Below are 26,222 nucleotides of genomic sequence, written 5' to 3'. Positions count from 1 at the left end.
TGTGCCGTTGCACCTGGCCTCTTCGCGGGTAAACCCGCTCCTACAGGATTGCATCAAGGCTGGGTGTTGTGCGGTCCCTGTAGGAGCGGGTTTACCCGCGAAGAGGCCGTCACAGGCAGCAGAGAACCGGCAAATCTGCGACAATCGCCCAACTTTCCGAATGCCGATCATGAAAAAGCAGGCCCACCTGCATCACTAAAAAGCCCCATGACTGACCACGCCATCGACAAACTGCTGCAAAACCTCGACCACGCCATGATCGCCGACCGCCATCGCCTGCGCCGGCAATTGCACGAACTGCGCAAGCGCCCCGACGAGGCGAAGCTGGCGCAGTGGGTGGAAAAGGTCCAGGCGTCCTGCGCCCAGGTCACCGCGCGCCAGCAGAGCGTGCCGACCGTGCGCTACGACGACAGCCTGCCAATCGCTGCCAAGCGTGACGAAATCAAGAAGGCCCTGGCCGAGCACCAGGTGCTGGTTATCGCCGGCGAAACCGGCTCGGGCAAGACCACCCAGTTGCCGAAGATCTGTCTCGAACTGGGCCGTGGCAGCCATGGCCTGATCGCCCACACCCAGCCACGCCGGATCGCCGCCCGCAGCGTTGCCGCGCGGGTCGCCGAAGAACTGGGCACGCCGCTGGGCGGGCTGGTCGGCTACCAGGTGCGTTTCGAAGACCAGAGCGACGCCAACACCCTGGTCAAGCTGATGACCGACGGCATCCTGCTGGCCGAAACCCAACACGACCGTTTCCTCGAGCGCTACGACACGATCATCGTCGACGAGGCCCACGAGCGCAGCCTCAACATCGACTTCCTGCTCGGCTACCTGAAGACCCTGCTGCACCGGCGCCCGGACCTGAAGCTGATCATCACCTCGGCGACCATCGACCTGGAGCGCTTCTCCAAACACTTCGACGGCGCGCCGATCATCGAGGTGTCCGGGCGTACTTTCCCGGTGGAAACCTGGTACCGCCCGCTAACCAGCGAGCAGGACGAGGAGGGCAACCAGATCGAGGACGACCTCACCGTCGACCAGGCCATCCTCGCCACGCTGGACGAGTTGGCGCACCACGAGCGGAGTGAGGGCAAGGGCCCCGGCGATGTGCTGATCTTCCTGCCGGGCGAGCGCGAGATCCGTGATGCCGCCGAGATCTTGCGCAAGGCGCAACTGCGCCACACCGAGATCCTGCCGTTGTACGCGCGCCTGTCGCCGGCCGAGCAGCAGCGCATCTTCCAGCCACACACCGGGCGCCGTGTGGTGCTAGCCACCAACGTTGCGGAAACCTCGCTGACCGTGCCGGGCATCCGCTACGTGATCGATACCGGTACCGCACGCATCAGCCGCTACAGCTACCGCGCCAAGGTGCAGCGCCTGCCCATCGAGGCCGTGTCGCAGGCCAGTGCCAACCAGCGCAAGGGCCGCTGCGGCCGGGTCGAGCCGGGTATCTGCGTGCGCCTGTACAGCGAAGAGGATTTCAACAGCCGGCCGGCGTTCACCGACCCGGAGATCCTGCGCACCAACCTGGCGGCAGTGATCCTGCAGATGCTGCACCTGCGCCTGGGCGCAATCGACGCCTTCCCGTTCATCGAGCCGCCGGATGGCAAGGCCATCAGCGATGGTTTCAACCTGCTGCAGGAGCTGTCGGCGGTCAACCGCGAAAACCAGCTGACGCCGATCGGTCGCCAACTGGCGCGCCTGCCGATCGACCCGCGGCTGGGGCGCATGCTGCTCGAAGGCGCCCGCCTGGGCAGCCTGCAGGAAGTGCTGATCGTCACCAGTGCGCTGTCGGTGCAAGACCCGCGCGAACGCCCGCCGGAGCGCCAGCAGGCCGCCGACCAGGCGCACGCGCAATGGAAGGACGTGGATTCCGACTTCGCCGCGCTGGTCAACCTGTGGCGTGGCTTCGAGGAACAGCGCCAGGCGTTGACCGCCAACCCGCTGCGCAACTGGTGCCGCAAGAACTTCCTGAACTACCTGCGCCTGCGCGAATGGCGCGATGCCCATCGCCAGCTGGCACTGATCTGCCGTGACCTGCAGCTGACAGTGAACAAGGACCCGTCCGACTACCCGAAAATGCACAAGGCCATTCTCAGTGGCCTGCTCAGCCAGATCGGCCAGAAGACCGAAGAGGGCGACTACCAGGGCGCCCGCCAGCGGCGCTTCTGGGTGCACCCGTCGTCGGGCCTGGGGCGCAAGCGCCCACAGTGGGTGATGGCGGCCGAACTGGTCGAAACCACCAAGCTGTACGCACGCATGGTGGCCAGGATCGAGCCGGACTGGATCGAGCCGCTGGCCGGCCACCTGGTCAAGAAGAACCACTTCGAACCGCATTGGGAGAAGAAGCGCGGGCAGGTCGTGGCCTACGAGCAGATCACTCTGTACGGGCTGATCCTGGTCGGCCGTCGGCCGGTGCATTTCGGCCCGATCGACCCGGTCACCTCGCGCGAGCTGTTCATCCGCGAAGGCCTGGTGGGTGGCGAAATCCAGTCGCGGGCCAAGTGCCTGGCGGCCAATAAGCGCTTGCTGGAAGAGCTCGACGAGCTGGAGGCCAAGGCCCGTCGCCGTGACATCCTGGCCGACGAAGAGACGCTATATGCCTTCTACGAAGCGCGTCTGCCGGCGGAAATCCACCAGACGGCGACCTTCGACAGCTGGTACCGCATGGGCAGCCAGAAGGACGCCAACCTGCTGATCATGCGCGAGGAAGACGTGCTGGCCCGCGAGGCCAGCGAAGTCACCGCCGCGCAGTACCCCGACAGCCTGCAGGTGGGCGAGCTTCGCCTGCCGCTGAGTTACCACTTCGAGCCCGGGCACCCCCGCGATGGCGTGACCGTGCGGGTACCGGCGCCGCTGCTGCCGAGCTTGCCGGGCGAGCGCCTGGAATGGCTTGTGCCCGGCCTGCTGGAAGCCAAGTGCGTGGCGCTGGTGCGCAACCTGCCCAAGGCGCTGCGCAAGAACTTTGTGCCGGTGCCGGACTTCGTCAAGGCCTCGCTGGCGCGCATGACCTTCGGCCAGGGCGCATTGCCGCAGGCCCTGGGCCAGGAACTGCTGCGCATGACCGGCGCCCGTGTGCCCGACGAGGCATGGGACGAGTCGGTCAACCTGGTCGAAGGCCACCTGCGCATGAACATCGAAGTGGTCGATGGCCAGGGCAAGTTTCTGGGTGAAGGTCGCGACCTGGCCGAGCTGACCGCGCGCTTTGCAGCAGCCAGCCAGGCAGCGTTGGCCGTGCCGCGTGACGCCAAGAGCGAGCAGCCGGTGCAGGCCAAGGCTTTCAGCGAGGTGAAGCAGACCGCGCAGCAGAAGATCGCCGGCCTGTCGATGACTGTGTACCCGGCACTGGTGGAAGAGGGCGGCACCGTGCGCGAAGGGCGCTTCTCGACCCAGGCCGAGGCCGAATTCCAGCACCGCCGCGCCTTGCAGCGCCTGTTGCTGCAGCAGCTGGCCGAGCCGGCCAAGTACCTGCGCGGCAAGCTGCCGGGGCTGACCGAGCTGGGCCTGCTGTACCGTGAAATGGGCCGGGTCGAGGCGCTGGTCGAGGACATTTTGCTGGCCAGCCTGGACAGCTGCATCCTTGAAGGCGAACAGCCGCTGCCACGCGATGGTGCGGCCCTGGCTGGCCTGGCCGAGCGCAAGCGCGGCAGCTGGGCCGAGCATGCCGAGCGCCTGGCACGGCAGACCCTGGAAGTGCTGAAGCTGTGGCATGGACTGCAGAAGCGCTTCAAGGGCAAGATCGACCTGAGCCAGGCAGTGGCGCTTAACGACATCAAGCAACAGCTCGGCAACCTGGTGTACCCAGGCTTCGTGCGTGAAACCCCCGGGGCCTGGTTCAAGGAGCTGCCGCGTTACCTCAAGGCGGTGGAACTGCGCCTGGAGAAGCTGGGGTCGCAGGTGCAGAAGGACCGGGTTTGGAGCGGTGAGCTGGCCAACCTGTGGGCGCAGTACAAGGCACGTGCCGACAAGCATGCCCAGGAAGGCAAGCGTGATGAGCAACTGACGGTGTACCGCTGGTGGCTGGAGGAATATCGGGTTTCGCTGTTTGCCCAGCAATTGGGGACCAAGGTGCCGATTTCCGACAAGCGATTGAGCAAGCAATGGAGCCAGGTGGAGGGCTAAACTTCCGCAGTTGTGGCAATATTGATGCAATTTGGGGCCACTTGGCGGCCCCTTCGCGGGTAAACCCGCTCCCACAGGTACAGCAGTGTCCTCGGGAGCGGCGCAACCCCTGTGGGAGCGGGCGTGCCCGCGAACGAGGGCGCAGCCCTCGCCTATAAATTGGTACTAAAGTGCCATTAACCTGTCATGTTTCCAGCCAGCGCCCCGTGGCGATGGCCTTTGACCAGAGGAACGACCGTGCATAACGTCGTGATCAGCGGCACCGGCCTGTACACCCCGGCCCAGAGCATTTCCAACGAAGAACTGGTGGCGTCCTTCAACACCTGGTCGCAGCAGTTCAACCAGGACAACGCCGCCGCCATCGAGCGCGGTGAAGTCGAGGCGGCGCCGCTGTCCGATGCGGCGTTCATCGAAAAGGCCTCGGGCATCAAGAGCCGCTTCGTCATGGACAAGGCCGGCATTCTCGACCCGCAGCGCATGAAACCGCGTCTGCCCGAGCGCTCCAACGACGAACCGTCGGTGCTCTGCGAAATGGCCGTGGCCGCCGCCCGCCAGGCCCTGGAGCGCGCCGGTCGCACGGCGGCCGATGTCGACGGGGTGATCGTCGCCTGCTCCAACCTGCAGCGCCCGTACCCGGCCATCGCCATCGAAGTGCAGCAGGCGCTGGGCATCCAGGGCTTTGCCTTCGACATGAACGTGGCCTGCTCGTCGGCCACTTTCGGCATCCAGACCGCCGCCAACAGCGTGGCCCTGGGCCAGGCGCGCGCGGTGCTGATGGTCAACCCGGAGGTGTGCACCGGCCACCTGAACTTCCGTGACCGCGACAGCCACTTCATCTTTGGTGATGCTGCCACTGCGGTGTTGCTCGAACGTGCCGACAAGGCCACCTCGGCGCACCAGTTCGACATCGTCAGCAGCAAGCTGTGGACCGAGTTTTCCAACAACATCCGTAACAACTTCGGCTTCCTCAACCGCGCGGCGGAAGAGGGCGAGGGCGCGGCGGACAAGTTGTTCATCCAGGAAGGCCGCAAGGTGTTCCGCGAGGTGTGCCCGAAGGTGGCCGAGCTGATCGGTGAGCACCTGCAGGAAAACGGGCTGCAACCCAGCGATGTGAAACGCTTCTGGCTGCACCAGGCCAACCTCAGCATGAACCACCTGATCGTCAAGAAGCTGCTGGGGCGTGAAGTGGCCGAAGAAGATGCACCGGTGATTCTCGACCGTTATGCCAACACCAGTTCGGCGGGGTCGGTGATTGCCTTCCACCTTTACCAGGACGACCTGGCCAAGGGCTCGCTGGGCGTGTTGAGCTCGTTTGGTGCGGGGTATTCGATAGGTAGCGTGGTTCTGCGCAAGCGCTGATTGAGCGCAAGCCAGTATCGGCCTCTTCGCGGGTGAACCCGCTCCCACAGGTACTCCACAGGCCCTGAGATCTGTGGGGGCCCTGTGGGGTTTACCCGCGAAGAGGCCGGTGCATTTTTCACAGGCAAAAAAAGCGGGAAATGCCGGATGGGGTCGGCATTTCCCGCTTCAGGTGAAGCAGTGCAGGGTTTTGCTTAGAACTTGGCTTCCAAGTCTACCTGCAGGGTATCTACATCGGCATCGCTGTTGGGCAACTGCGACAGGTCGGTCTTGGCCATCAGGTAGGCAGCGCCCAGGGAGAAGTTCTTGTCGATTTCATATCCGACCTTGAACTTGTGCCCGCGCGAACCGGTAAAGCCGTTGCCGAAGTCAGAGTCGGTGAACAGGCTGACCACGGCGTTACGCTGCACGTCGCGGTAGTTGTAGTCCAGGCTCCAGGCGCCGACCTTGGTTTTCAGGCCTGCCAACCAGGCCTGGTCTTCGCCATCGGTGCTCTCGGTGTTTTTCACATACTGACCGTAAGCAGAGAGCGGGATGGCAAAGCCGGTGAAGTCCAGCTGGCCGAAGCCTTCCACGAGGTTGAACTCGTTGGTGGTGTTGCCGAACGACTGCAGGATGGTGGCTTCCTTGTCGTTGTCGTAGCCATAGATACTGGCACCTACGGTCAGCTTGAGCACGTCTGCCGGGGCGAATTTGGCGCCCAACTGGCCGTGATAGACCTGTGCGTCATGCTTGTATTGCACGCCGTCGCCATCGACGTTGTCCTTGAGGGTGTACTGACCGGCGCTGGCGAACACTTCGGCCCCGCCCAGGTCGGTCTTGTAGGTGGCTGCCACGCCTTCCGGGTTGATGTCGCTGTCCCAGATGATGTCGCCCATGCTCACCCATGGCTGCGCCATCTTGCCGCCAATCAGGTGCAGGTTGGGAACTGCAGTCGGGTGCCAGTCGAGGTAGGCCTGGTCGACCCACAGCGACTTCTTGTCGAAGTAGTTGTCGAAGCTCTGGTTGGTCGAACGGCGGTCGGCACTGCTGCCGGTGGCGATACGGATGCCCGCGTCGACCTGCGGGTTGATTTCGCTGTAGAAGCCGACACGGGCACGCACGCGCTGGCGGTCCTGGTTGCCGCTGCTGCTGTTCGGGTCGTCGACGTTGACGTCTTCGTAACGCAGGCGCAAATCACCCTTGACCTGGGTCTTGGCGGCCCATGCCACTTTCTGTTCAAAGGAGCTCATCCGTTCGGACTGAGCTTTCTGAGCGGCCTTTTCCTTGGTTTCTTGAGCCAGGTCCGCCTGCAGTTCGTTGTACTGCGCCTGGTTGATCGAGCCATTGGCGCGGAGCATTTCGAGCAGCTTGGCGTCGACAGCTGCACTGGCCGGAGTACTCAGAGCCAGCATCATGCCGGTGAGGCTCACTCCGGTAAGTGTAGAAACAAGACGCATAAGGTTCTCCCTGTTGAATAAGATGGGGAGGCTCAAGCGCCCGCCCCTGTGTTGGCATGTCTTCGGAAAGGGCCTGAATAGACAGGTTCTGGGGTTCCGGAAAACAGGCGCAAGTATTGCGGGGGCGAATGACAGATTAATGTCGAATTGGTGGCACTGCGGTTAAGTAATTGAGAATAAAAGGATCTGTCCCGGCTATCGTGATTTGAGTGGTGGGCCTTCCTTGGGGATACTGGGTACCTTGAAACAGCGAGCCGAAACCGTGACCAGCCTGTACAGCCTTGCTCATTTGCGTGATCTTCCGGCGGCCACCTGGGATGCCCTGGTGCCCGCTGGCCAACCGTTTCTACGCCATGCGTTTCTAAGCGCCATGGAGGACAGCGGCAGCGTCGCGCGCAACACCGGCTGGGCCGCCGAACACCTGGTGCTGGAACGTGACGGGCGGGTACGGGCGCTGCTGCCGGCGTACCGCAAATGGCACTCGTTTGGCGAGTACGTGTTCGACCATGGCTGGGCCGATGCCTGTGAGCGGGCCGGCATTGCCTACTACCCCAAGCTGCTCGGTGCCGTGCCGTTCAGCCCGGTCAGCGGCCCACGCCTGCTCGCCGCCGACCCAGCCGATGGCCTGCTGGTGCTGCAGGCGTTGCCGGAGTACCTGGCCAAGGGCGGGCTGTCTGGCGCGCACATCAATTTCACCGAGCCGGCGCTGGACGAACAGCTGGCCGGCCAGCCGGGCTGGATGGAGCGCCTGGGCTGCCAGTTTCATTGGCGCAACCACGGCTACCGTGACTTCCAGGATTTTCTCGACAGTCTGAGTTCGCGCAAGCGCAAGCAGATGCGCAAGGAGCGTGAACAGGTGGCCGGGCACGGTATTGAATTCCGCTGGTACCGTGGGGCTGAACTGGATGAGGCGCAGTGGGATTTCGTCTACCGCTGCTACGCCAATACCTACGCGGTGCGCCGCCGTGCGCCTTACCTGACACGCGAGTTCTTCAGCCTGCTTGCCGAGCGCATGCCCGAAGCGTTGCGCGTGGTGATGGCGCGGCAGGGTGGCCGTGATGTGGCCATGGCCCTTAGCCTGGTGGGGGGCGACAGCCTGTTTGGCCGTTATTGGGGGTGCCTGGACGAATTCGACCGGCTGCATTTCGAAACCTGTTTCTACCAGGGCATGGACTTTGCCATTGCCGAAGGGCTGCAGCGTTTCGATGCCGGGGCACAGGGGGAGCACAAGCTGATTCGCGGCTTCGAGCCGGTGCTGACGCGGTCGTGGCACTACCTGCTGCACCCGGGGCTGCGGCGGGCGGTAGAGGATTTTCTGGCGCAGGAGCGGGAAGGGGTGCGGGCGTATGCCGAGGAGGCCAGGGGAATGTTGCCCTATCGCCGGGACTGATCCATTCATATTGCCTGTGCCGGCCCTTTCGCGGGTGAACCCGCTCCCACAGGTACTGCACAGACCGTGAAATTTGTGCGGTCCCTGTGGGAGCGGGTTCACCCGCGAAGAGGCCAGTACAGGAATCAGTCGACCCCGACAAACCCCCCGGTCTGGTGATGCCACAACCGGGCATACAAGCCTTGCTGCTCCAGCAGTTCACTGTGGCTGCCACTCTCGACAATCCGCCCCTTGTCCAGCACTACCAGCCGGTCCATCCGGGCGATGGTGGAAAGCCGGTGGGCAATGGCGATCACCGTCTTGCCCTGCATCAGCGTCTCCAGGCTTTCCTGGATTGCTGCCTCTACCTCCGAGTCCAGCGCCGAAGTGGCCTCGTCCATGATCAGGATCGGTGCATTCTTCAGCAGCACCCGGGCAATGGCGATGCGCTGGCGCTGGCCACCCGACAGCTTGACCCCGCGCTCGCCCACATGGGCATCGAAACCGGTGCGCCCCTGAGCGTCCGACAGCTGCGGGATGAACTCGTCGGCGCGGGCCCGGCGCACCGCTTCATGAAGCGCGGCCTCGCTGGCATCGGGGCGGCCATACAGCAGGTTGTCACGGATCGAGCGGTGCAGCAGCGAGGTGTCCTGGGTGATCATGCCGATCTGCGCGCGCAGGCTGGCCTGGCTTACCTCGGCAATGTCCTGGCCGTCGATGAGAATGCGCCCGCCCTGCACGTCATACAGCCGCAGCAGCAGGTTGACCAGGGTCGACTTGCCTGCCCCCGAGGGGCCGATCAGGCCGATCTTCTCGCCCGGGCGTATGTCCAGGCTGAGCCCTTCGATCACGTTGGCGGCCTTGCCGTAATGGAAGTCCACATCATCGAAACGCACCGCACCGCGGCTGACCTTGAGCGCCGGTGCGTTGGGCCGGTCGGTGACGGTGACCGGCTGGGCGATGGTCTGCAGGCCGTCCTGGACCATGCCGATGTTCTCGAAGATGCCGTTGACCACCCACATGATCCAGCCCGACATGTTGACGATGCGGATCACCAGGCCGGTGGCCAGGGCGATGGCGCCGACGGTGATCAGCGACTGGCTCCACAGCCACAGCGCCAGGCCTGTGGTGGCGACCACCAGCAAGCCATTGAGGGTGGTGATGACCACGTCCATGCTGGTGACCACGCGTGCGGCCAGCTGGGTTTTCTCTGTCTGTTCGCGGATCGCTTCGCGCGCGTACTGCTGTTCGAAGTCGGTGTGGGCGAACAGCTTGAGGGTGGCGATGTTGGTGTAGCCGTCGACTATGCGGCCCATCAGCTTGGAGCGGGCGTCGGAGGAAATCACCGAACGCTCCTTCACCCGGGGGACGAAGTAGAACAGCGCGGCGATGTAGCCTGCGATCCATAGCAGCAGCGGCAGCATCAGGCGCCAGTCGGCCTCGGCGAACAGCACCAGCGAGGTAATGGCGTAGATCAGCACGTGCCATAGCGCATCCACCGCCTGCACCGCAGAGTCTCGCAGTGAGTTGCCGGTCTGCATGATGCGCTGGGCGATGCGCCCGGCGAAGTCGCTCTGGAAGAAGTTCAGGCTCTGCTTGAGTACATAGGTGTGGTTTTGCCAGCGGATCAGGCTGGTCATGCCGGGGTTGATGGTCTGGTGCACCAGCAGGTCGTGCAGGCCGAAGAATATCGGGCGCAACAGCAGGATCACCACCAGCATCCAGATCAGTTCGCCGCTGTGTTCGCTGAAGAAACTGGCATTGGGCGTGCCCTGTGCCAGGTCGATGATGCGGCTGAGGTAGCTGAACATCGCCACCTCGATCAGCGAGGCGAACAGGCCCACCACCAGCAGGGCGAGAAAGCTCGGCCACACCTGGCGCAGGTAGTACAGGTAGAACGGCCACACCTGGCCAGGTGGCGACTCGCTGGGCGCGTCGCGGAAGATGTCGATCAGTTGCTCGAAACGGCGGTACAGCATGGGTGACAAGACTCCTGTGCTACCCGACCCCGGAAGGTTTTCACGTCCCTGTGAAACCTGCGGTCAGTCGATGCGTTTGGCGGACTTGATGTAGACCGGATCGGCTGGCACATCGCGCATGCCTTTCTTGACGGTGGTCGGTGAATTGACGATCTGGTCTACCACCTCCATGCCCTTGGTCACTTTGCCGAATACGGCGTAACCGGCGTCGCGGCCCGGATTGAGAAAATCGTTGTCGGCGACGTTGATGAAGAACTGGCTGGTGGCCGAGTTCGGGTTGGATGTGCGCGCCATCGACAGCGTGCCACGGGTGTTCTGCAGGCCGTTGCCGGCCTCGTTCTTGATCGGGTCCTGGGTTTCTTTCTGCACCATCTGCTCGGTGAAACCGCCACCCTGGACCATGAAGCCCGGGATCACGCGGTGGAAGATGGTGTTGTTGTAAAAGCCGCTGTCGACGTACTGCAGGAAGTTCTTGGTACTGATCGGTGCCTTCTCGGCGTTGAGCTCGATCTCGACCTGGCCGAAGCTGGTGTCCAGCAGTACGTGCGGGGTCTTGTCGGAGGCCATGACGCTGGTGGCGAAGGCGACCGAGCAGGCGGTGAGCAGGAGTTTTTTCAGCATGGGCTCAAAGATCCTTGAGAGGTGGAAGCGGCTGCAAGGAACTGCAGCAGGGTCTGGTTGAAGACCTCGGGTTGGTCGAGGGGTGTAGCGTGCCGGGAATCGTCGATGACCACCAGCCTGGCGTGAGGCATCAGGGCAACGTAGCGTTCTTTCAGTTGTATCGGGGTGTAATCCTGGTCGGCTGCGATCACCAGGGTAGGACAGTGAACCTGGCCGATGCGTTCCTGCACACCCCAGTCGACGATGGCGTCGAAACTCTTGAGGTAGGCGCGCTTGTCGTTGCGTGCCCAGCGCTGGGCCATCTTGTGCCGCAGTTCGGCCTGCTGCGGTTTGGGGAACAGCCGCTCGGCCAGGCCCTTGCCGACGGTTTCGACACTGAGCAGGCGCGCCAGGCCCCAGCGCTTGAGCCACCACACCCAGTCACTGCGGGTGCGACGCTTGACCTCGGGGGCGCTGTTGACGATGCACAGGCTGCGCAGCCACTGCGGGTGGTCGACAGCGAACTGGAAGGCGACCATGCCACCCATGGACAGGCCGACGATGTGCACGGGGCCGGTGTGCAGGTGTTCGAGCAGGGCCAGCAGGTCGGCACTGAAGGTGGCGATCTGGTAACCGTCGCGTGGCTTGTCGGAGCGGCCGTGGCCGCGGATGTCCATGAGGATTACCCGGTAATGGCGGCTGAGCACCGGCACCTGCAGCTCCCAGTCCTGGCAGCTGGAGCCCAGGCCATGCAGCAATACCAGGGGTTCGCCCTGGCCGTATTCCTCGTAATGCAGTGTGCATCCTTCGTGTTCGAAATAGGCCATGGGCGCGGTCCTCTCAGGCTTGCGGGGGGGCTGCGAAGGGCACGTCCAATGGCGCGGTGTCGAAATTGCGCAGCAGGTCGATGAGAATCTGCGTAGCCGGGCCCAAGGTCTTCTCTTTGCTCGAATAAAGGTAGAACAGTGGGTGGCGGCTGCCACCCTGATCCAGCGGCAACGGCTTGAGCACGCCTTCGCGTAGCTCGCGCTCGATCATGTGGCGGGGCAGCCAGGCAAAGCCCAGGCCACTGCTGACAAAGGTAGCGGCGGTGCCCAGGCTGCCGACGGTCCAGCGTTGCTCGGCACCCAGCCAGCCGACATCGCGCGGCTGGGCGCGGCCCGAGTCGCGGATTACCACCTGCAACTGGCTCTCCAGGTCCTGGAAGGTCAGTTCGCGGCCCAGGCGGTGCAGGCTGTGTTCGGGGTGGGCGACGGCGACGAACTCCACCGCGCTCAGTTCGGCGCCCAGGTAGCCGCCGATGCTGTAGCTGCTGATGGCCAGGTCGGCGATGCCTTCGTGCATCACTTCCTCGACGCCAGACAGCACTTCTTCACGCAGGCGCACCCGGCAGCCACGGCTCTGCGGCATGAACGCGGCCAGGGCGCGGACCAGGCGGGCACTGGGGTAGGCGGCATCCACCACCAGGCGTACCTCGGCCTCCCAGCCCTGTTCCATGTGGTGGGCAAGGTCTTCGAGCTGGCTGGCCTGCTTGACCAGGTGGCGCGAACGGCGCAGCAGCACACTGCCGGCCTCGGTGAGCACCGCCTTGCGGCCGTCGATGCGCAGCAGCGGCACGCCCAGTTGCTCCTGCATGCGGGCCACGGTGTAGCTGACCGATGACTGCGAGCGGTGCAGTGCCTCGGCGGCCTGGGCAAACCCACCGTGATCGACCACTGCCTGCAGGGTTCGCCACTGGTCAAGGGTTACGCGCGGCGCTTTCATCTTTCGCTCCTGTTGTCCTAAGCTGCGCTCTTTCAAGGAGAGCGGCCAATGAAGAAATGTTGTGCGGCAATACTGATGTGCCTGCCCCTCGGGGCCATGGCTTATCCCATCGACGTTGAGAAGGAACTGACCGGGGTAAAGCTCGACTACACCGCCTATGACACGGCCTATGACATTGGCGCCATCACCCTCAACAACTATGGGCAGGTACCGGCCGCGTGCAAGGTGACCTTCCGCAATGGCCCCGAGGCACCAAGGGTGCGCCGGGTGAACGTACCGGCCGGTAAAAGCGTCGATGTCACTGCCAAGTTCAACCGGCAGATCATCAAACTACGGATCGCCTTGAACTGCAGTGCAGAATAAACTGATAAATCGATAGATTGAACCCATTTTTTACGCTTTTTTATCGATAGGTCAACCCGTAATCTCACCTCCATCGAATCGCAACCCTTTTTGCCGATGGAGGCACCCCAATGTCCCGCGTACTGATCATCGAAAGCAGCGCCCGCCAGCAGGATTCCGTTTCCCGTCAGCTGACCCGTGATTTCATCCAGCAGTGGCAGGCCGCCCACCCGGCCGATCAGATCAGTGTGCGCGACCTGGCCGTGAACCCGGTGCCGCACCTGGACGCCAACCTGCTGGGTGGCTGGATGAAGCCCGAAGAACAGCGCAGTGCGGCGGAACTGGACGCCTTGGCCCGCTCCAACGAACTGACCGATGAACTGCTCGCCGCCGACGTGCTGGTGATGGCTGCGCCGATGTACAACTTCACCATCCCCAGCACCCTGAAGGCCTGGCTGGACCATGTGCTGCGTGCCGGCATCACCTTCAAGTACACCCCCACCGGCCCGCAGGGTTTGCTGACCGGCAAGCGCGCCATCGTCCTGACTGCCCGTGGCGGCATCCACGCCGGCGCCACCAGCGACCACCAAGAACCGTACCTGCGCCAGGTAATGGCCTTCATCGGCATTCACGATGTCGACTTCATCCATGCCGAAGGCCTGAACATGAGCGCTGACTTCCACGAGAAGGGCGTCAACCAGGCCAAGGCCAAGCTGGCGGCGGTGGCCTGAGGCTTAGCGAATTCCCAACCCTGACACCTGTTGTTGCTCCTTTGGGTGTACCTGCCCGGCCTGCATGGCCGGGCTTTTTTTTTATGCCTGGAATTTCATGGGTGCCTGTGCCGGCCTCTTCGCGGGTAAACCCGCTCCCACAGGGATATCACGGCACCTGAGGCCTGTGGTGTCCCTGTGGGAGCGGGTTTACCCGCGAAGAGGCCGGCACAGCCCTTACATTCCTCATGGTTGAACTCATTTGCCGCAACCCGCTAAGGTCGCGGCCTTGATCCACGAGAGGCAACCATGGGCTACCTGATAATCGTCGCGCTGATCCAGGCGTTTTCCTTCAGCCTGATCGGCGAGTACCTGGCCGGGCACGTCGACAGCTACTTTGCCGTGCTCGCGCGCGTGGTGCTGGCTGGCCTGGTGTTCCTGCCGCTGACCCGCTGGCGCCAGGTCGAGCCGCGCTTCATGCGCTCTATGCTGCTGATCGGCGCGTTGCAGTACGGCATCACCTACGTCTGCCTGTACCTGAGCTTTCGCGTGCTCACCGTGCCGGAGGTGCTGCTGTTCACCATTCTCACGCCGTTGCACGTGACGCTGATCGAAGACGCCATGAACCGGCGCTTCAACCCGTGGGCGCTGCTGGCAGCGCTGGTGGCGGTGGCCGGCGCGGCGGTGATCCGCTTCGACACCATCAGCGGCGAGTTCTTCATCGGCTTCCTGCTGCTGCAACTGGCCAACTTCACCTACGCCGCCGGCCAGGTGCTGTACCGCCATCTGGTTGCACGCCACCCCAGCGACCTGCCGCACTACAAGCGCTTCGGCTATTTCTACCTGGGGGCTTTGCTCGTGGTGTTGCCGGCCTTCCTGCTGTTCGGCAACGCCCAGCACCTGCCGACCACCGATGTGCAGTGGCTGGTGCTGCTGTTCCTGGGCCTGTGCCCGACGGCGCTGGGGCTGTACTGGTGGAACAAGGGCGCCTGCATGGTTTCGGGCGGGACGCTGGCGGTGATGAACAACCTGCATGTGCCGGTAGGGTTGCTGCTCAATCTACTGATCTGGAACCAGGACGAGCCATTGGGCAGGCTGTTCATCGGCGGGGCAGTGATCCTGGCGTCGGTGTGGATGAGCCGCCTGGGTACCCTGACGTTATCAAGCAAGCCATGGCGCAGTCAGCTATGACGCGTTCGTTACTGAACCCAAATTCCGCCGGTCCCTACCCGATAATCCGGAAAACAAAATCGGGAGACCGGCGTGAAGCTAGAAACGCGAAGTATCGAATTTGTCCCACACGCAGAGCGTTATGGCACGCCTAAACGATTGTTCACCATCTGGTTCAGCTCCAATTTCCAGATAACCGCGCTGATGGTCGGCACCCTGGGCATTGCATCGGGGCTAAGCCTTGGCTGGACCTTGTTGGGCCTGTTGGTCGGTAACCTCATCGGCACCGTGTTCATGGCCGCGCATTCTGCCCAAGGGCCTCACCTGGGCGTGCCACAGATGATCCAGAGCCGGGCCCAGTTCGGTGTCCATGGTGCCGCGCTCCCTCTGCTGGTGATGGTCACGGCCGCAGTCCTGTTCCTCGCCGCCAGCGGCGTGCTGATGCGCAGTGCCTTGCAGGCGCTGGTGCCCATGAGCGATGACCAGGCGATCGTGGTGGTCGGCTTGCTGACCTTTGTCATCGGCTTTGTCGGCTACGAGCTGATCCACCGCCTGGGCGCGTGGATGAGCCTGTTGTCCACGCTGGTTTTTGCGGGCGCCCTGGTGCTGATCCTGCTGCACCCCGGCGACATGGCAACCACGACGGCAGTGAGTACCGGCTTCTCGTTCACCGCCTTCAACCTGATCGTGGCCCAGTCGGCCTCCTGGACGCTGGGGTATGGCCCCTATGTAGCCGATTACTCGCGCTACCTGCCGGCCAACGTCAACCCACGCGCCACGTTCTGGGCCACCTACTGCGGTTGTGCGCTGGGCTCCTTCGCCATGATGGCACTCGGCGCGCTGGTGGCAGTGGCATTGCCGTCGGCACTGGGGCATGACCCGGCCACAGCCATTGCCGCGTTGTTCGGCCCGTGGGCGCCGTTGGCGCTGGCAGTGATAGCGCTGGGGGTGATCCAGTACAACGTGCTGTGCCTGTACAGCGCCTACATGTCGTCGGTCACGATCTTTGGTGCCTTCAAGGCCATCCGGCGTGTGACCGCGACGGCCAAGGCCTTGGTAATGGCTGGCCTGACCGCAGCGGCAACGCTGATCGCCATCGCCACCCAATACAATTTCGATACGTTCTTTGCCGACATCCTGATCGGCCAGCTGTACCTGTTGATCCCATGGAGCGCCATCAACCTGGTGGATTACTACTGGGTATGCAGGGGCCGCTATGATGTGGGGGCGCTGTATGACTCCAAGGGGCGTTATGGATGCTTCAATCGTCGAAGCCTGGCGGTGTACGCCGTGTCGATCATCGGTACCATCCCGTTCATGAAGCTGTCGTTCTACACGGGGTTCGTGGCTGAGTGGCTGGGGGTGGATATCAGTTGGGCGATGGGGTTGATCCTGGCCGGTGCGCTGTACTGCATGGTCCATGGGCGCGGGAGCAACCGGCTTTCGACAACCATGAATGCGCACACCTGACTCGGCCCTGACACGAAAAGGGCTGCTTAAACACCACCCTCGTAATGCCTGTCAGTCAAACAATTTGGGGCCGCTTTGCGGCCCATCGCCGGCAAGCCAGCTCTCATCGAACTGCACATAACTCATTGAATTAGCAGGGGCCCTGTGGGAGCGGCTTTAGCCGCGAACACCGGCGCAGCCGGTGCCATGCACCGCGTTGGATTCTTCGCGGCTAAAGCCGCTCCCACAGGTACAACGAAGATCTCACGATCTGCGTGACCTCTGTGGGAGCTGGCTTGCAGGCGATGGGCTGCGAAGCAGCCCCGGCAATATCAAGCCTCGCTCATGTCTTCCAGCCGACGCGGCACAGGCTCTTGCGATACACGCCCGCTCAACCCCGCCCGCATGTCGTTGCCACTCGGCTGCTGATACAGGCTCAAGCCAAACTCCGGCAACACCGCCAGCAGGTAGTCGAAGATATCCCCCTGAATCCGCTCGTAATCCGCCCACACCGTGGTGGTGGTAAAGCAGTAGATCTCCAGCGGCACGCCCTCGGCGGTGGTCTGCATCTGCCGCACCATGCAGGTCATGTTCGGGTGCACGTTGGGATGATTCTTCAGATAGGCCAGGGCAAACGCTCGGAAGGTGCCGATGTTGGTGAGCTTGCGGCGATTGGCCGACAGCTCGGCCACCGGCCCCATGGCCTCGTTCCAGCGCTGCAGCTCCTGGCGCTTGCCGGCCAGGTAGTCGGCCAGCAAGTGCACCTGGCTCAGCCGCTGTTCTTCCTCGCGAGTCAGGAACCGCACGCCGGCCGCGTCGATGAACAGGCTGCGCTTGATGCGTCGGCCACCGGACTGCTGCATGCCGCGGTAGTTGCGGAACGACTCGCTCATCAGGCGCCAGGTGGGGATGGAGACAATGGTCTTGTCGAAGTTTTGCACTTTCACGGTGTGCAGGGTGATGTCCACCACATCGCCATCGGCGCCCACCTGGGGCATTTCGATCCAGTCGCCCACGTGCAGCATGTCGTTGCTGGTCAGCTGCACACTGGCGACGAACGACAGCAGGGTGTCCTTGTACACCAACAGCAGCACCGCCGACATGGCACCCAGACCCGACAGCAGCAACAGTGGCGAGCGGTCGATCAGGGTGGCGACGATGACGATGGAGGCGAAGATCCACAGCATCATCTTGGCCAGTTGCACGTAACCCTTGATCGAGCGGGTGCGGGCGTGTTCGGTGCGGGCGTAGATGTCGAGCAGGGCATCCAGCAGGCACGACAACGCCATGGTCATGAACAGCAGGGTAAAGGCCAGGGCGACATTGCCGAGGAAGTGCTGGGCGGTGTCGGACAGCTCGGGCACCAGTTTCAGGCCGAACTGCAGCACCAGTGACGGCGTGGTCTGTGCCAGGCGGTGGAAAACCTTGTTGTTGCGCAGGTCGTCCAGCCACTTCAGCGCTGGCTGGCGGGCGAGCAGGCGGGCGCCGTGCAACACCAGGAAGCGTGCCAGGCGGCCGATGACCAGGGAAACCAGCAGCAGCACCGCCAGGCCGATGGCCGCGTGCAGCATCGGATGTTGGTCAAGGGTGCCCCACAGGTCGAGGGAGTCACGCCAGATTCGTTGGATATCCATGGGCTTGCGTACAGTCTTTGTTGCCAAACGAAGCGCCATTAGAGCGCGGATGGCGACAAAGTTGCCAAAAGAAATTCGGCTAAGGCGGCAGAAAACGTTACCCTATGCAACTGAATTTTCCGCACTTGCCTGAGGTTACCTCCGTGTTCTCCCAATTCGCCCTGCATGAACGCCTGCTTAAAGCCGTGGCCGAGCTTAACTTTGTCGAGCCAACCCCGGTGCAGGCCGCGGCCATCCCCCTGGCCCTGCAAGGGCGTGACCTGCGCGTGACCGCGCAGACCGGCAGCGGCAAGACCGCGGCCTTCGTGCTGCCGCTGCTCAACCGCCTGGTCGACCTGCGCGAACGCCGCGTCGAGATCCGCGCGCTGATCCTGCTGCCGACCCGTGAGCTGGCCCAGCAGACCCTCAAGCAGGTACAGCTGTTCTCGCAGTTCACCTACATCAAGTCGGGCCTGGTTACCGGCGGTGAAGACTTCAAGGAACAGGCCGCCATGCTGCGCAAGGTGCCGGACGTGCTGATCGGCACCCCGGGCCGCCTGCTCGAGCAGCTCAATGCCGGCAACCTCGACCTGTCCCACGTGCAGGTGCTGATCCTCGACGAAGCCGACCGCATGCTCGACATGGGCTTTGCCGAGGACATGGAGCGCCTGTGCAAGGAGTGCGAGGACCGCCAGCAGACCCTGCTGTTCTCCGCCACCACCGGTGGTGCGGCCCTGCGCGACATCATCGGCAAGGTGCTGAAAGACCCAGAGCACCTGATGCTCAACAGCGTCTCGCAGTTGGCCGAAGGCACCCGCCAGCAGATCATCACCGCCGACCACGACCAGCACAAAGAGCAGATCGTGCAGTGGCTGCTGGCCAACGAAACCTTCGACAAGGCGATCATCTTCACCAACACCCGCGCGCTGGCCGACCGCATCTACGGCCACCTGGTGGCCAAGGACGTGAAGGCCTTCGTGCTGCACGGCGAGAAGGACCAGAAGGACCGCAAGCTGGCCCTGGACCGCTTCAAGCAGGGCAGCTCCAAGGTGCTGGTGGCTACCGACGTTGCGGCCCGTGGCCTGGACATCGACGGCCTGGACCTGGTGATCAACTTCGACATGCCGCGCAGCGGTGACGAGTACGTGCACCGCGTGGGCCGTACCGGCCGTGCCGGTGGCGAAGGCCTGGCGATCTCGCTGATCACCCACAACGACTGGAACCTGATGTCGAGCATCGAGCGCTACCTCAAGCAGCAGTTCGAGCGCCGGGTGATCAAGGAAGTGAAGGGCACCTACAACGGGCCTAAGAAGGTCAAGGCCTCGGGCAAGGCGGCTGGCAGCAAGAAGAAAAAGGTCGAGAAGAAGACCGGTGACAAGAAGGCGGCCGCCAAGCGCAAGCCAACCGCCAAGCCGAAGGCCAATGCACCGCTGGCCAGCGCTGACGGCCTGGCGCCGCTGAAGAAGCGCAGGCCTGCGGCTGAGTAACGCTCGGTAACGGTGTTAGCTTCTTCGCGGGTGAACCCGCTCCCACAGCGACCCCACAGGCTTCCAGGCCTGTGCGATCCCTGTGGGAGCGGGTTTACCCGCGAAGAGGCCAGCACAGGCGACCACTATTCAGCCTTTTTCTCCGCCTCTTTCAACTCCTTGATCCGCTTGTCGATCAGCTGACACTTGTCGGGCAAATCCTTGCTCGCCGTCCCCAGCTCCATCCCTTGAAGTTCGTCATTGATCTCCTTGGCCTTCTGCGGGTTCTGCTCGGTCAACTGGGTGACCAACCCGGCCAGCTCTTCGCGTTTCTGCGTTGCTTCTTCCGGTGTGCAGGCCCAGGCGGGCAGGGCGCAGGACAGGGCAGTGGCACAGGCAATGGGCAGCAGCAGTTTCATCCTTCCTACCTCCGGCGGTGGTGATGCCCGGTGGAGGCATGTGCCTGGCCGTTAGTTCAGCGCCTTCGACCGGTGGCACTTCATGGTCAGCCTGTCCCCAGCTGGGCATCTGACCTAGCCTTGTGAGCCATTTGGCCAGGCCACTTCCCTCCAGGTTGTAATCCCTTTCCCAAAACCTCCTGAAGCTATTGAAGAGTGTGCGATCGCTCCCTAGCTTTGGCCTGGATCAGGAGGTGTCGTATGTACAGGTGTAAATACGGACCAAATGGGAGGCCAGACATTATGACCAAAGCATCGAAAACTGACTGGAGTCGCCTGGCTCGACAGGACGACCAGGCTATTGATACCTCGGATATTCCTGAGCTGGATGAAAATTTCTTCCGCGAGGCTGAGCTGCGAGTTCCAGCCAAGCAGACGGTGACCATTCGCCTCGATTCCGATGTCCTCGCCTGGTTCAAAGAGCAGGGTAGCGGCTACCAGACCCGGATCAACCAGTTGCTGCGCCAGTACATGCAAGCGCAAAAACGCCAGCGCTGAGATATTTCGGAACGCCGGGCAACCTCGGCAGGTCCCAACCTGTGTACCCCTTCCGTCCACAGCAGGAGCCCGTAGCCATGAGCATCGCCTACGACTGGGACCTGATCGAGCGTTTGCTGCACGAGGTGCAGAACGGCGCCGGTCACAGCTTCACGCCACGCCCCTATGCCGAGCAGCACGCTGCGGCACTGGCTGCCAAGGGGGAGCCGGTGGGCGACCTGGACCACCTGAAAACCCGTGCCTGCGAGTACGAGAGGCTGTTGTTCGAGCGTGGTTTCATCGAAACCCGACCCGAAGAAGATGGTGGTAATGGCGAGAATTTCGTGCTGACCGAACGAGGCTCGCGGTTGATGAGCCTGATCGACAGCAGCATCCCCGGCTTCGAGCACCCGCGCCAGGTGCTGGACGAGCAGGAGGATGCGCTGGATGAAACCACCTTCGAGCAGGTGTCGGCGAAGGCACAGATCGCCTGAGGTCGTTTTGAGGCTGGCAAGGGTGGCCATGGAAACCCGATAATCGGTAGTTCCTGAATAACTGCCGAGCCCTCGCCCATGCCAATGACCATCGCAGAGGCCCGCTCATGAGCGCGGCCCGCAAGAACCCTGACGCCTTTGCCTTCCAGGTGATGCTGGGGCTGTGCCTGATCTGGGGCTGCCAGCAGGTCCTGATCAAGACTGCTGCCATCGATATCGCGCCGGTGATGCAGGCGGCCCTGCGCAACGGCATCGCCGCCGTGCTGGTGGGCCTGATGCTGTGCTGGCGCGGGGGCTGGGAGCAGGTCGGCAGCACCTGGCGTGCCGGGGTGGTGGCGGGCGGATTGTTCGGCCTGGAGTTCCTGTTCATTGCCGAGGGGCTGAAGCTGACGTCGGCGGCGCACATGTCGGTGTTTCTCTATACAGCGCCGGTGTTTACCGCGTTGGGCCTGCATTTCAGGCTGCCCAGCGAACGCCTGCGGCTGCTGCAATGGCTTGGGATCCTGCTGGCGTTCGGCGGCATTGCCATGGCGTTTGCCGGCGGTATGTCGTTCGAGCACATGGATGGCCGCACTCTGCTGGGGGATGCCTTTGGCGTGATCGCCGGGCTGGCCTGGGGGGCGACTACGGTGGTGGTGCGCTGCTCGCGGCTGTCGGAAGCACCGGCTACCCTGACCCTGTTCTATCAGCTGGCGGTGGGCTTTGCCGGCTTGCTGCTGATTGCCTTGCTCAGCGGCCAGATCGGCGCGGTGACGCTGACGCCGCTGGCGATGGGCAGCGTGCTGTTCCAGGGGATTGTGGTGTCGTTCATCAGCTACCTGACCTGGTTCTGGTTGCTGCGCAAATACCTGGCGTCGAACCTGGCAGTGTTCTCGTTCATCACCCCGCTGTTCGGGGTGACCTTTGGCGTGTTGTTGCTGGATGAGCCGCTTAGCCTGAACTTTGTGGTTGGCGCGTTGATGGTGCTGCTGGGGGTGGTGCTGGTGAGTGCCGAGCCTTGGGTGAAGCAGCAGTTGCGTAAGTTTGTGGGGTGAGTTCTAGCCTGTTACGGCCTCTTCGCGGGTAAACCCGCTCCCACAGGGGCCGCACAATCTTCAAGGCCTGTGCAGTACCTGTGGGAGCGGGTTTACCCGCGAAGAGGCCGGCACAGGCAGCTACGATTCAGGATGCAGCCTTGGCCTGACAGGCGTTGGCCTGCTGTGCAGCGCTGCCAAACAGCACCAGCCCCCCAGCCACCACCAACCCACCCGCGGCCACCATCAGCGCCGGCTGCAGCCCGCCGCTGTAATGGCTGCTGACCGCTGCCAGCAGCGGCCCGCTCAACTGCCCCAGGGCAAAGCAGGCTGTCAGCAGCCCGGCATTGCGCTGCGTGGCATGCGGCGCCAGCTCCCGCGAACGTTGCATCACCAGCTGCATGCAGGCCAGGAACGGCCCGCCACACAGCATCACGCCCAACGCCAGCCCGACACCTCCGCCCATCAGGCAGGCCAGCACACCCAGCCCCTGCAGCCACAGGGTGGCGGTGAGCCAGGTCGCGGTTCGGCCGCCACGCCGCAGGCTCACGAGCAGAACCCCCAGCGCCGCCGCCAGGCCGAATGCCGGCCAGAACAGGTCTGCGAGCCACTGCCCGTGGAACTGCTGGTTGGCCATCTGCGACAGGAAGGTGGCCGGCAGGATGTAACCTACGCCATACAGCGCATATACCAGCCCCAGGCGACCGATGCCGACACTGCGGGTCGGGCCCAGGTGTGTAGCGGGCGATACCGGCGCGGCTTGCAGCGCCCTGGGCAGCCAAGGCCGCACCGCCAGCAGCATCACCAGCGCGGCCACGGCATAGATCAGCCACAGTGCTGCCGAGCCGAGCCCCCACAAATGCGCCACCAGCGCCAACAAACCAGTCAGCGCAATGCCCAGGCCGGGCCCCGCGAACACCAGGGCGCCCAGGCGCTGGCGGTTGTCGGCATTGGCCACCTGTTGGCTGAGGCTGGTTATCATCACCAGCACCCAGGCGCTGGCCACGCCGGTGCCGAAGCGCAGCAGCAGGTGGCTCCAGAACCCGTCTGCGGCCCATGAGGCCAGGGTCAGCAGTACGCACAGCCACAGCCCACCGTGCAGGCGCAGGCGCACCTGGCCCGGCGAGCGGGCGAACATGGCATCGACCGCGCCGATGAAGTAACCCAGGTAGTTGGCCGCGGCCACCAGCCCGGCGACCGTCAGGTCGAACTGGCCTTCGGCGATCAGTTGCGGCAGCTGCGGGGTCAGGGCGAAACGGCCGATGCCCATGGCCATCATCAGCGCCACGGCGCTGGCCAGCAGTTGAATGAGTGGCGACATGACAAGTCTCCTGCGCGGATGTAAGCGATGGCTGGCAGGTTAGGTCGGTTTCTTTTTCAATAGAATTGAATAATGATGATCAAGTTGTTCTGTTTTGGAGAATGCCGTGGAATTCAGCCAACTGCGTATCTTCCAGGCCGTGGCCGAGGAAGGTTCGGTCACCCGCGCCGCAGAGCGCCTGCATCGGGTGCCGTCGAACCTGTCGACGCGCTTGCGCCAGCTCGAAGAGCAACTGGGTGTCGAGCTGTTCCTGCGCGAGCGCCAGCGCCTGCAGCTGTCGCCCGCGGGCAAGGTGCTGCTGGATTACGCCAACCGCCTGTCAGCCTTGCGCGACGAGGCGCTGGCCGCCGTGCGGGGCGGCCAACCGGCCGGGGACTTCGTGCTGGGGACCATGTACAGCACGGCGGCGACCCATTTGCCGGGGTTGCTGGCGCGTTATCATCAGGCCTACCCGGCGGTTAACTTGCAGGTGCGTGCGGCGCCCAGTGGCGAGTTGCTGGAAGGCCTGCTCAACCACACCTTGGACGCGGCCCTGGTGGATGGGCCACCGAGCCTGGCCGGGCTGGATGGCGTGCCGCTTTGCGATGAGCAGTTGGTGCTGATCACCAGCCCCGAGCACCCGGCGGTACACACTGCCAAGGATGTGGCCGGCAAGGCGGTGTTCACCTTCCGCCAGGGCTGCTCGTACCGCATGCGCCTGGAGGCCTGGTATGCCCATGCCCATACGCCCATGGGCCGGGTGATGGAGATCGAGTCGTACCAGAGCATGCTGGCCTGCGTGATCGCCGGCGCGGGTGTGGCGATGATGGCCAGGTCGATGCTCGACAGTCTGCCCGGGCGCGACCGGGTGCGGGTGCACCACCTGCAGGCACCGTTCGATCAGGCGGTCACCTGGTTGATGTGGCCCCAGGGCATGCGCGGGGCAAATTTGCAGGCCTGGATCGACCTGCAACAAAGCGAAACGATTAACCAGTCGTCGGAATGCGCCGTTACGGCTTGATCCGTATCAAAATGGCCCGTATCTGTAGCTTTAGAGGCATGCGTAATACAGGACATAGGGCTATGATCTGTATGAAACATCGCAGGATTGAATTGCCGTGAGGCTGACCCGTCAAGGGGGCATTATGAATAAACCACTGTCCAACTGGCTCCATGACCTGGCTGTCGCCTTGGGGCTGATTCCACCACCCTTGCAGCCGGTGCCGATCCCGACTGATGAAGAGCAGCGCAAACGCCAACCGCGTCGTCGCTGATACAGACAAAGGCCGCTGCACCTGGGTGGGTGCAGCGGCCTTTTTGTGTCTGCCAGTTGTGTGTTGCCTGTACCGCCTCTTCGCGGGCTTGCCCGCTCCCACAGGTAACCCACAGCACTCGAGGCCTGTGATATTCCTGTAGGAGCGGGTTTACCCGCGAAAGGGCCAGTACAGGCAACCGGGACCTATCAGGCCAGCTTAACCGCCGCTACCGATTTACGCGACATCAGGCTGACCACCACAAAGCTGACCAGACCAACTGCCAGGCTGTAGTAGATCGGCGTATTGGCCTCCAGCCCATCCTTGAACATGAACAGCAGCGCGGTGGCAAAGCCCAGCGACATGCTGGCGATAGCCCCGGCGGTGGTAGCGCGCTTCCAGAAGATCGCCCCGATCAGCGGGATCAGCATACCGCCGACCAGCAGGTTGTAGGCCAGGGTCAGGGCGTTGATCACATCGTTCACCACCAGCGCAATGCCCAGCACCACCAGGCCGGTGAGCAGGGTGAACAGGCGGCTGACGCCCAGGCTCGACGCCTTGCCGCCACGCAGCTTGGGCAGCAGGTCTTCGGTCAGGGTGGTGGACGCAGCCAGCAGGCCGGCGCTGGCGGTGGACATCATGGCGGCCAGCGCCGCTGCCATCAGCAGGCCACGGATGCCATCCGGCAGCGTGGTCTTGATCATCTCGGCAAAGGCATTATTCGGGTTGGCCAGGTCGGGCATCAGCACATGCGCAGCCATACCGATCGCGGCGCAGGCCAGGCCGTACAGTATGCAGTACACACCGGCGGTGGTGCCGGCACGCTGGCAGACCTTCTCATCACGGGCAGTGAACACCCGCTGCCAGATGTCCTGGCCGATGAGGATGCCGAAGAAGTAGATCAGGAAGTAGGTGATGATGGTGTCCCAGCCAATGGTGGTCAGCTGGAAGCTGGCCGCCGGCAGCTTGGCCACCAAGGTGTCCCAGCCACCGGCCTTGTACAGGCACACCGGCAGCAGGATGAACATCAGGCCGACGGTCTTGATCACGAACTGGACGATGTCGGTCAGCGTCAGCGACCACATGCCACCAATGGTCGAGTACAGAACCACCACACCACCGCCCAGCAGCAGCGAGGCCCAGAACGGCAGGTCGAGCAGCACCTGCAATACGGTGGCCATGGCCAGGGTCGAGGTGACGCCGATCATCAGTGCGTAGGCCAGCATGATCACGGCGCTGGCCTGGCGTGCGGCCGGGTTGTAGCGCTGTTCCAGCACCTGGGTCACGGTGAAGATGCGCAGGCGCAGCAAGGGTTTGGCCAGCAACAGGTTGAGGGCGATGATGCCCAGGCCCAGGGCTGCGCACAGCCAGAAGCCGGAGATGCCGTGGACGTAGCCCAGGCGTACGGTGCCGACGGTGGAAGCGCCACCGAGTACGGTGGTGGCCATGGTGCCCATGTACAGGACCGGGCCGAGGTTGCGCCCGGCCACCAGGTAGTCCTCATGGGTTTTCGCGCGCCGCATGCCGTACCAGCCAAGCCCGAGCATGCCGGCGGTATAGATCATTACAACAATGATGTCCAAGGCCATTGGGGGTCTCCCGATTATCTTTATTATGGCGAGATCGACCACGCGGGCGGGTTCACGGCGCCCGGCGGTCTTGTCGTGTTGTTGGCGGGCCTCAATGGCCCTCCCATATGGCTCCTGCCGGGGTACTTTCTAGAGGCTTGCACTAGTCCCCTGTGGGAGCGGGCGTGCCCGCGAACAAGGGCACAGCCCTTGCCATGCACAGGGGTTGTCAGTGCTGGCCCCTTCGCGGGCTTGCCCGCTCCCACAGGGAACGGTGTTGCTCTCG

22 protein-coding genes are annotated in these 26,222 nt (G+C 63.4%); 13 read left to right on the top strand and 9 right to left on the bottom strand.

All coding sequences use genetic code 11. The features are described 5' to 3' along the window. Positions 1-207 precede the first annotated feature (207 nt). Positions 208-4,113, top strand: a complete 3,906-nt coding sequence (hrpA, locus tag QN085_RS19070; protein WP_047933722.1) for an ATP-dependent RNA helicase HrpA — start codon at positions 208-210, stop codon at positions 4,111-4,113. A 237-nt stretch (positions 4,114-4,350) separates the two neighbouring features. Continuing rightward, positions 4,351-5,472 carry a beta-ketoacyl-ACP synthase III gene (locus QN085_RS19065; protein WP_024087555.1) on the top strand — a complete coding sequence of 374 codons (1,122 nt, stop codon included), beginning with the start codon at positions 4,351-4,353 and terminating at the stop codon, positions 5,470-5,472. A 194-nt stretch (positions 5,473-5,666) separates the two neighbouring features. Here the strand turns inward: QN085_RS19065 and QN085_RS19060 are convergent, their stop codons facing one another. After that, positions 5,667-6,911, bottom strand: a complete 1,245-nt coding sequence (locus QN085_RS19060; RefSeq protein ID WP_023660852.1) for a putative porin — start codon at positions 6,909-6,911, stop codon at positions 5,667-5,669. Positions 6,912-7,173: 262 nt separating this feature from the next. Between QN085_RS19060 and QN085_RS19055 the strand changes: the two genes are divergently transcribed. Then, a complete protein-coding gene (locus QN085_RS19055; protein ID WP_013973710.1) occupies positions 7,174-8,301 on the top strand; it encodes a GNAT family N-acetyltransferase in 1,128 nt (375 codons plus the stop codon). A gap of 125 nt (positions 8,302-8,426) precedes the next feature. Here QN085_RS19055 and QN085_RS19050 read toward each other — a convergent pair whose 3' ends face one another. The 4 genes from QN085_RS19050 to QN085_RS19035 all read right to left on the bottom strand — a co-directional run bounded on the left by QN085_RS19050 (position 8,427) and on the right by QN085_RS19035 (position 12,623). Beyond that, complete coding sequence (locus QN085_RS19050) at positions 8,427-10,259, bottom strand: ABC transporter ATP-binding protein (RefSeq protein WP_013973709.1); 1,833 nt, start codon at positions 10,257-10,259, stop codon at positions 8,427-8,429. A 63-nt stretch (positions 10,260-10,322) separates the two neighbouring features. Next, positions 10,323-10,880, bottom strand: a complete 558-nt coding sequence (locus QN085_RS19045; protein WP_013973708.1) for a peptidylprolyl isomerase A — start codon at positions 10,878-10,880, stop codon at positions 10,323-10,325. Continuing rightward, positions 10,874-11,686, bottom strand: coding sequence for an alpha/beta fold hydrolase (locus tag QN085_RS19040; RefSeq protein ID WP_013973707.1), 813 nt, complete (start codon positions 11,684-11,686; stop codon positions 10,874-10,876). The genes QN085_RS19045 and QN085_RS19040 overlap by 7 nt, the downstream gene beginning before the upstream one ends. Before the next feature lie 13 nt (positions 11,687-11,699). Then, on the bottom strand, positions 11,700-12,623 hold the full coding sequence (locus QN085_RS19035; protein WP_009683100.1) for a LysR family transcriptional regulator: 924 nt from the start codon (positions 12,621-12,623) through the stop codon (positions 11,700-11,702). 48 nt (positions 12,624-12,671) lie between these two features. Between QN085_RS19035 and QN085_RS19030 the strand changes: the two genes are divergently transcribed. From QN085_RS19030 to QN085_RS19015, 4 genes are all read left to right on the top strand, one after another. Further along, positions 12,672-12,986: a hypothetical protein gene (locus QN085_RS19030; RefSeq protein WP_012051530.1), complete on the top strand. Its 315-nt coding sequence runs from the start codon at positions 12,672-12,674 to the stop codon at positions 12,984-12,986. Positions 12,987-13,096: 110 nt separating this feature from the next. Beyond that, on the top strand, positions 13,097-13,696 hold the full coding sequence (locus QN085_RS19025) for an FMN-dependent NADH-azoreductase (protein WP_013973705.1): 600 nt from the start codon (positions 13,097-13,099) through the stop codon (positions 13,694-13,696). 288 nt (positions 13,697-13,984) lie between these two features. Next, the gene (locus QN085_RS19020; RefSeq protein ID WP_013973704.1) at positions 13,985-14,866 is read left to right on the top strand and encodes a carboxylate/amino acid/amine transporter; all 882 of its coding nucleotides are present in this window, start codon (positions 13,985-13,987) and stop codon (positions 14,864-14,866) included. A 72-nt stretch (positions 14,867-14,938) separates the two neighbouring features. Then, positions 14,939-16,315: a purine-cytosine permease family protein gene (locus tag QN085_RS19015; RefSeq protein WP_031324337.1), complete on the top strand. Its 1,377-nt coding sequence runs from the start codon at positions 14,939-14,941 to the stop codon at positions 16,313-16,315. Between the two features lie 311 nt (positions 16,316-16,626). On the opposite strand, the gene QN085_RS19010 is transcribed toward QN085_RS19015, so the two are convergent. Next, a complete protein-coding gene (locus QN085_RS19010; protein WP_023660848.1) occupies positions 16,627-17,928 on the bottom strand; it encodes a mechanosensitive ion channel family protein in 1,302 nt (433 codons plus the stop codon). 104 nt (positions 17,929-18,032) lie between these two features. Here QN085_RS19010 and QN085_RS19005 point away from each other — a divergent pair, with 104 nt between their 5' ends. Then, positions 18,033-19,394 (top strand): DEAD/DEAH box helicase, encoded by a 1,362-nt coding sequence (locus QN085_RS19005; protein ID WP_041505663.1) that lies wholly within the window; start codon positions 18,033-18,035, stop codon positions 19,392-19,394. 125 nt (positions 19,395-19,519) lie between these two features. Here QN085_RS19005 and QN085_RS19000 read toward each other — a convergent pair whose 3' ends face one another. Continuing rightward, entirely contained in the window at positions 19,520-19,792 is a 273-nt protein-coding gene (locus QN085_RS19000) for a hypothetical protein (RefSeq protein ID WP_013973700.1), read from the bottom strand. Positions 19,793-20,074: 282 nt separating this feature from the next. Between QN085_RS19000 and QN085_RS18995 the strand changes: the two genes are divergently transcribed. The 3 genes from QN085_RS18995 to QN085_RS18985 all read left to right on the top strand — a co-directional run bounded on the left by QN085_RS18995 (position 20,075) and on the right by QN085_RS18985 (position 21,836). Next, complete coding sequence (locus QN085_RS18995; protein WP_013973699.1) at positions 20,075-20,329, top strand: BrnA antitoxin family protein; 255 nt, start codon at positions 20,075-20,077, stop codon at positions 20,327-20,329. 77 nt (positions 20,330-20,406) lie between these two features. After that, positions 20,407-20,802 carry a hypothetical protein gene (locus QN085_RS18990; RefSeq protein WP_013973698.1) on the top strand — a complete coding sequence of 132 codons (396 nt, stop codon included), beginning with the start codon at positions 20,407-20,409 and terminating at the stop codon, positions 20,800-20,802. 107 nt (positions 20,803-20,909) lie between these two features. Then, complete coding sequence (locus QN085_RS18985) at positions 20,910-21,836, top strand: DMT family transporter (RefSeq protein ID WP_013973697.1); 927 nt, start codon at positions 20,910-20,912, stop codon at positions 21,834-21,836. Between the two features lie 127 nt (positions 21,837-21,963). Here QN085_RS18985 and QN085_RS18980 read toward each other — a convergent pair whose 3' ends face one another. After that, entirely contained in the window at positions 21,964-23,136 is a 1,173-nt protein-coding gene (locus tag QN085_RS18980; protein ID WP_013973696.1) for an MFS transporter, read from the bottom strand. A gap of 106 nt (positions 23,137-23,242) precedes the next feature. Between QN085_RS18980 and ptrR the strand changes: the two genes are divergently transcribed. Next, entirely contained in the window at positions 23,243-24,136 is an 894-nt protein-coding gene (gene ptrR / locus QN085_RS18975) for a putrescine utilization regulator PtrR (protein WP_024087552.1), read from the top strand. Positions 24,137-24,260: 124 nt separating this feature from the next. Then, positions 24,261-24,389 carry a PA1414 family protein gene (locus QN085_RS18970; protein ID WP_009683677.1) on the top strand — a complete coding sequence of 43 codons (129 nt, stop codon included), beginning with the start codon at positions 24,261-24,263 and terminating at the stop codon, positions 24,387-24,389. A 188-nt stretch (positions 24,390-24,577) separates the two neighbouring features. Here QN085_RS18970 and QN085_RS18965 read toward each other — a convergent pair whose 3' ends face one another. Further along, positions 24,578-25,957, bottom strand: coding sequence for a sodium:solute symporter family protein (locus QN085_RS18965; protein ID WP_013973694.1), 1,380 nt, complete (start codon positions 25,955-25,957; stop codon positions 24,578-24,580). Positions 25,958-26,222 lie beyond the last annotated feature (265 nt).

The organism is Pseudomonas sp. M2(2023), from assembly GCF_030263955.1.
Taxonomy (GTDB): Bacteria; Pseudomonadota; Gammaproteobacteria; order Pseudomonadales; family Pseudomonadaceae; genus Aquipseudomonas; species Aquipseudomonas asiatica.
This window is presented reverse-complemented; position numbering and strand designations above follow the sequence as displayed.

Coding starts and splice junctions, on each gene's coding strand:
- hrpA (WP_047933722.1), top strand. CDS start 208: ATGACTGACCACGCCATCGACAAACTGCTGCAAAACCTCGACCACGCC.
- QN085_RS19060 (WP_023660852.1), bottom strand. CDS start 6,911: ATGCGTCTTGTTTCTACACTTACCGGAGTGAGCCTCACCGGCATGATG.
- QN085_RS19050 (WP_013973709.1), bottom strand. CDS start 10,259: ATGCTGTACCGCCGTTTCGAGCAACTGATCGACATCTTCCGCGACGCG.
- QN085_RS19045 (WP_013973708.1), bottom strand. CDS start 10,880: ATGCTGAAAAAACTCCTGCTCACCGCCTGCTCGGTCGCCTTCGCCACC.
- QN085_RS19040 (WP_013973707.1), bottom strand. CDS start 11,686: ATGGCCTATTTCGAACACGAAGGATGCACACTGCATTACGAGGAATAC.
- QN085_RS19035 (WP_009683100.1), bottom strand. CDS start 12,623: ATGAAAGCGCCGCGCGTAACCCTTGACCAGTGGCGAACCCTGCAGGCA.
- QN085_RS19030 (WP_012051530.1), top strand. CDS start 12,672: ATGAAGAAATGTTGTGCGGCAATACTGATGTGCCTGCCCCTCGGGGCC.
- QN085_RS19025 (WP_013973705.1), top strand. CDS start 13,097: ATGTCCCGCGTACTGATCATCGAAAGCAGCGCCCGCCAGCAGGATTCC.
- QN085_RS19020 (WP_013973704.1), top strand. CDS start 13,985: ATGGGCTACCTGATAATCGTCGCGCTGATCCAGGCGTTTTCCTTCAGC.
- QN085_RS19010 (WP_023660848.1), bottom strand. CDS start 17,928: ATGGATATCCAACGAATCTGGCGTGACTCCCTCGACCTGTGGGGCACC.
- QN085_RS19005 (WP_041505663.1), top strand. CDS start 18,033: ATGCAACTGAATTTTCCGCACTTGCCTGAGGTTACCTCCGTGTTCTCC.
- QN085_RS19000 (WP_013973700.1), bottom strand. CDS start 19,792: ATGAAACTGCTGCTGCCCATTGCCTGTGCCACTGCCCTGTCCTGCGCC.
- QN085_RS18995 (WP_013973699.1), top strand. CDS start 20,075: ATGACCAAAGCATCGAAAACTGACTGGAGTCGCCTGGCTCGACAGGAC.
- QN085_RS18990 (WP_013973698.1), top strand. CDS start 20,407: ATGAGCATCGCCTACGACTGGGACCTGATCGAGCGTTTGCTGCACGAG.
- QN085_RS18985 (WP_013973697.1), top strand. CDS start 20,910: ATGAGCGCGGCCCGCAAGAACCCTGACGCCTTTGCCTTCCAGGTGATG.
- QN085_RS18980 (WP_013973696.1), bottom strand. CDS start 23,136: ATGTCGCCACTCATTCAACTGCTGGCCAGCGCCGTGGCGCTGATGATG.
- QN085_RS18970 (WP_009683677.1), top strand. CDS start 24,261: ATGAATAAACCACTGTCCAACTGGCTCCATGACCTGGCTGTCGCCTTG.
- QN085_RS18965 (WP_013973694.1), bottom strand. CDS start 25,957: ATGGCCTTGGACATCATTGTTGTAATGATCTATACCGCCGGCATGCTC.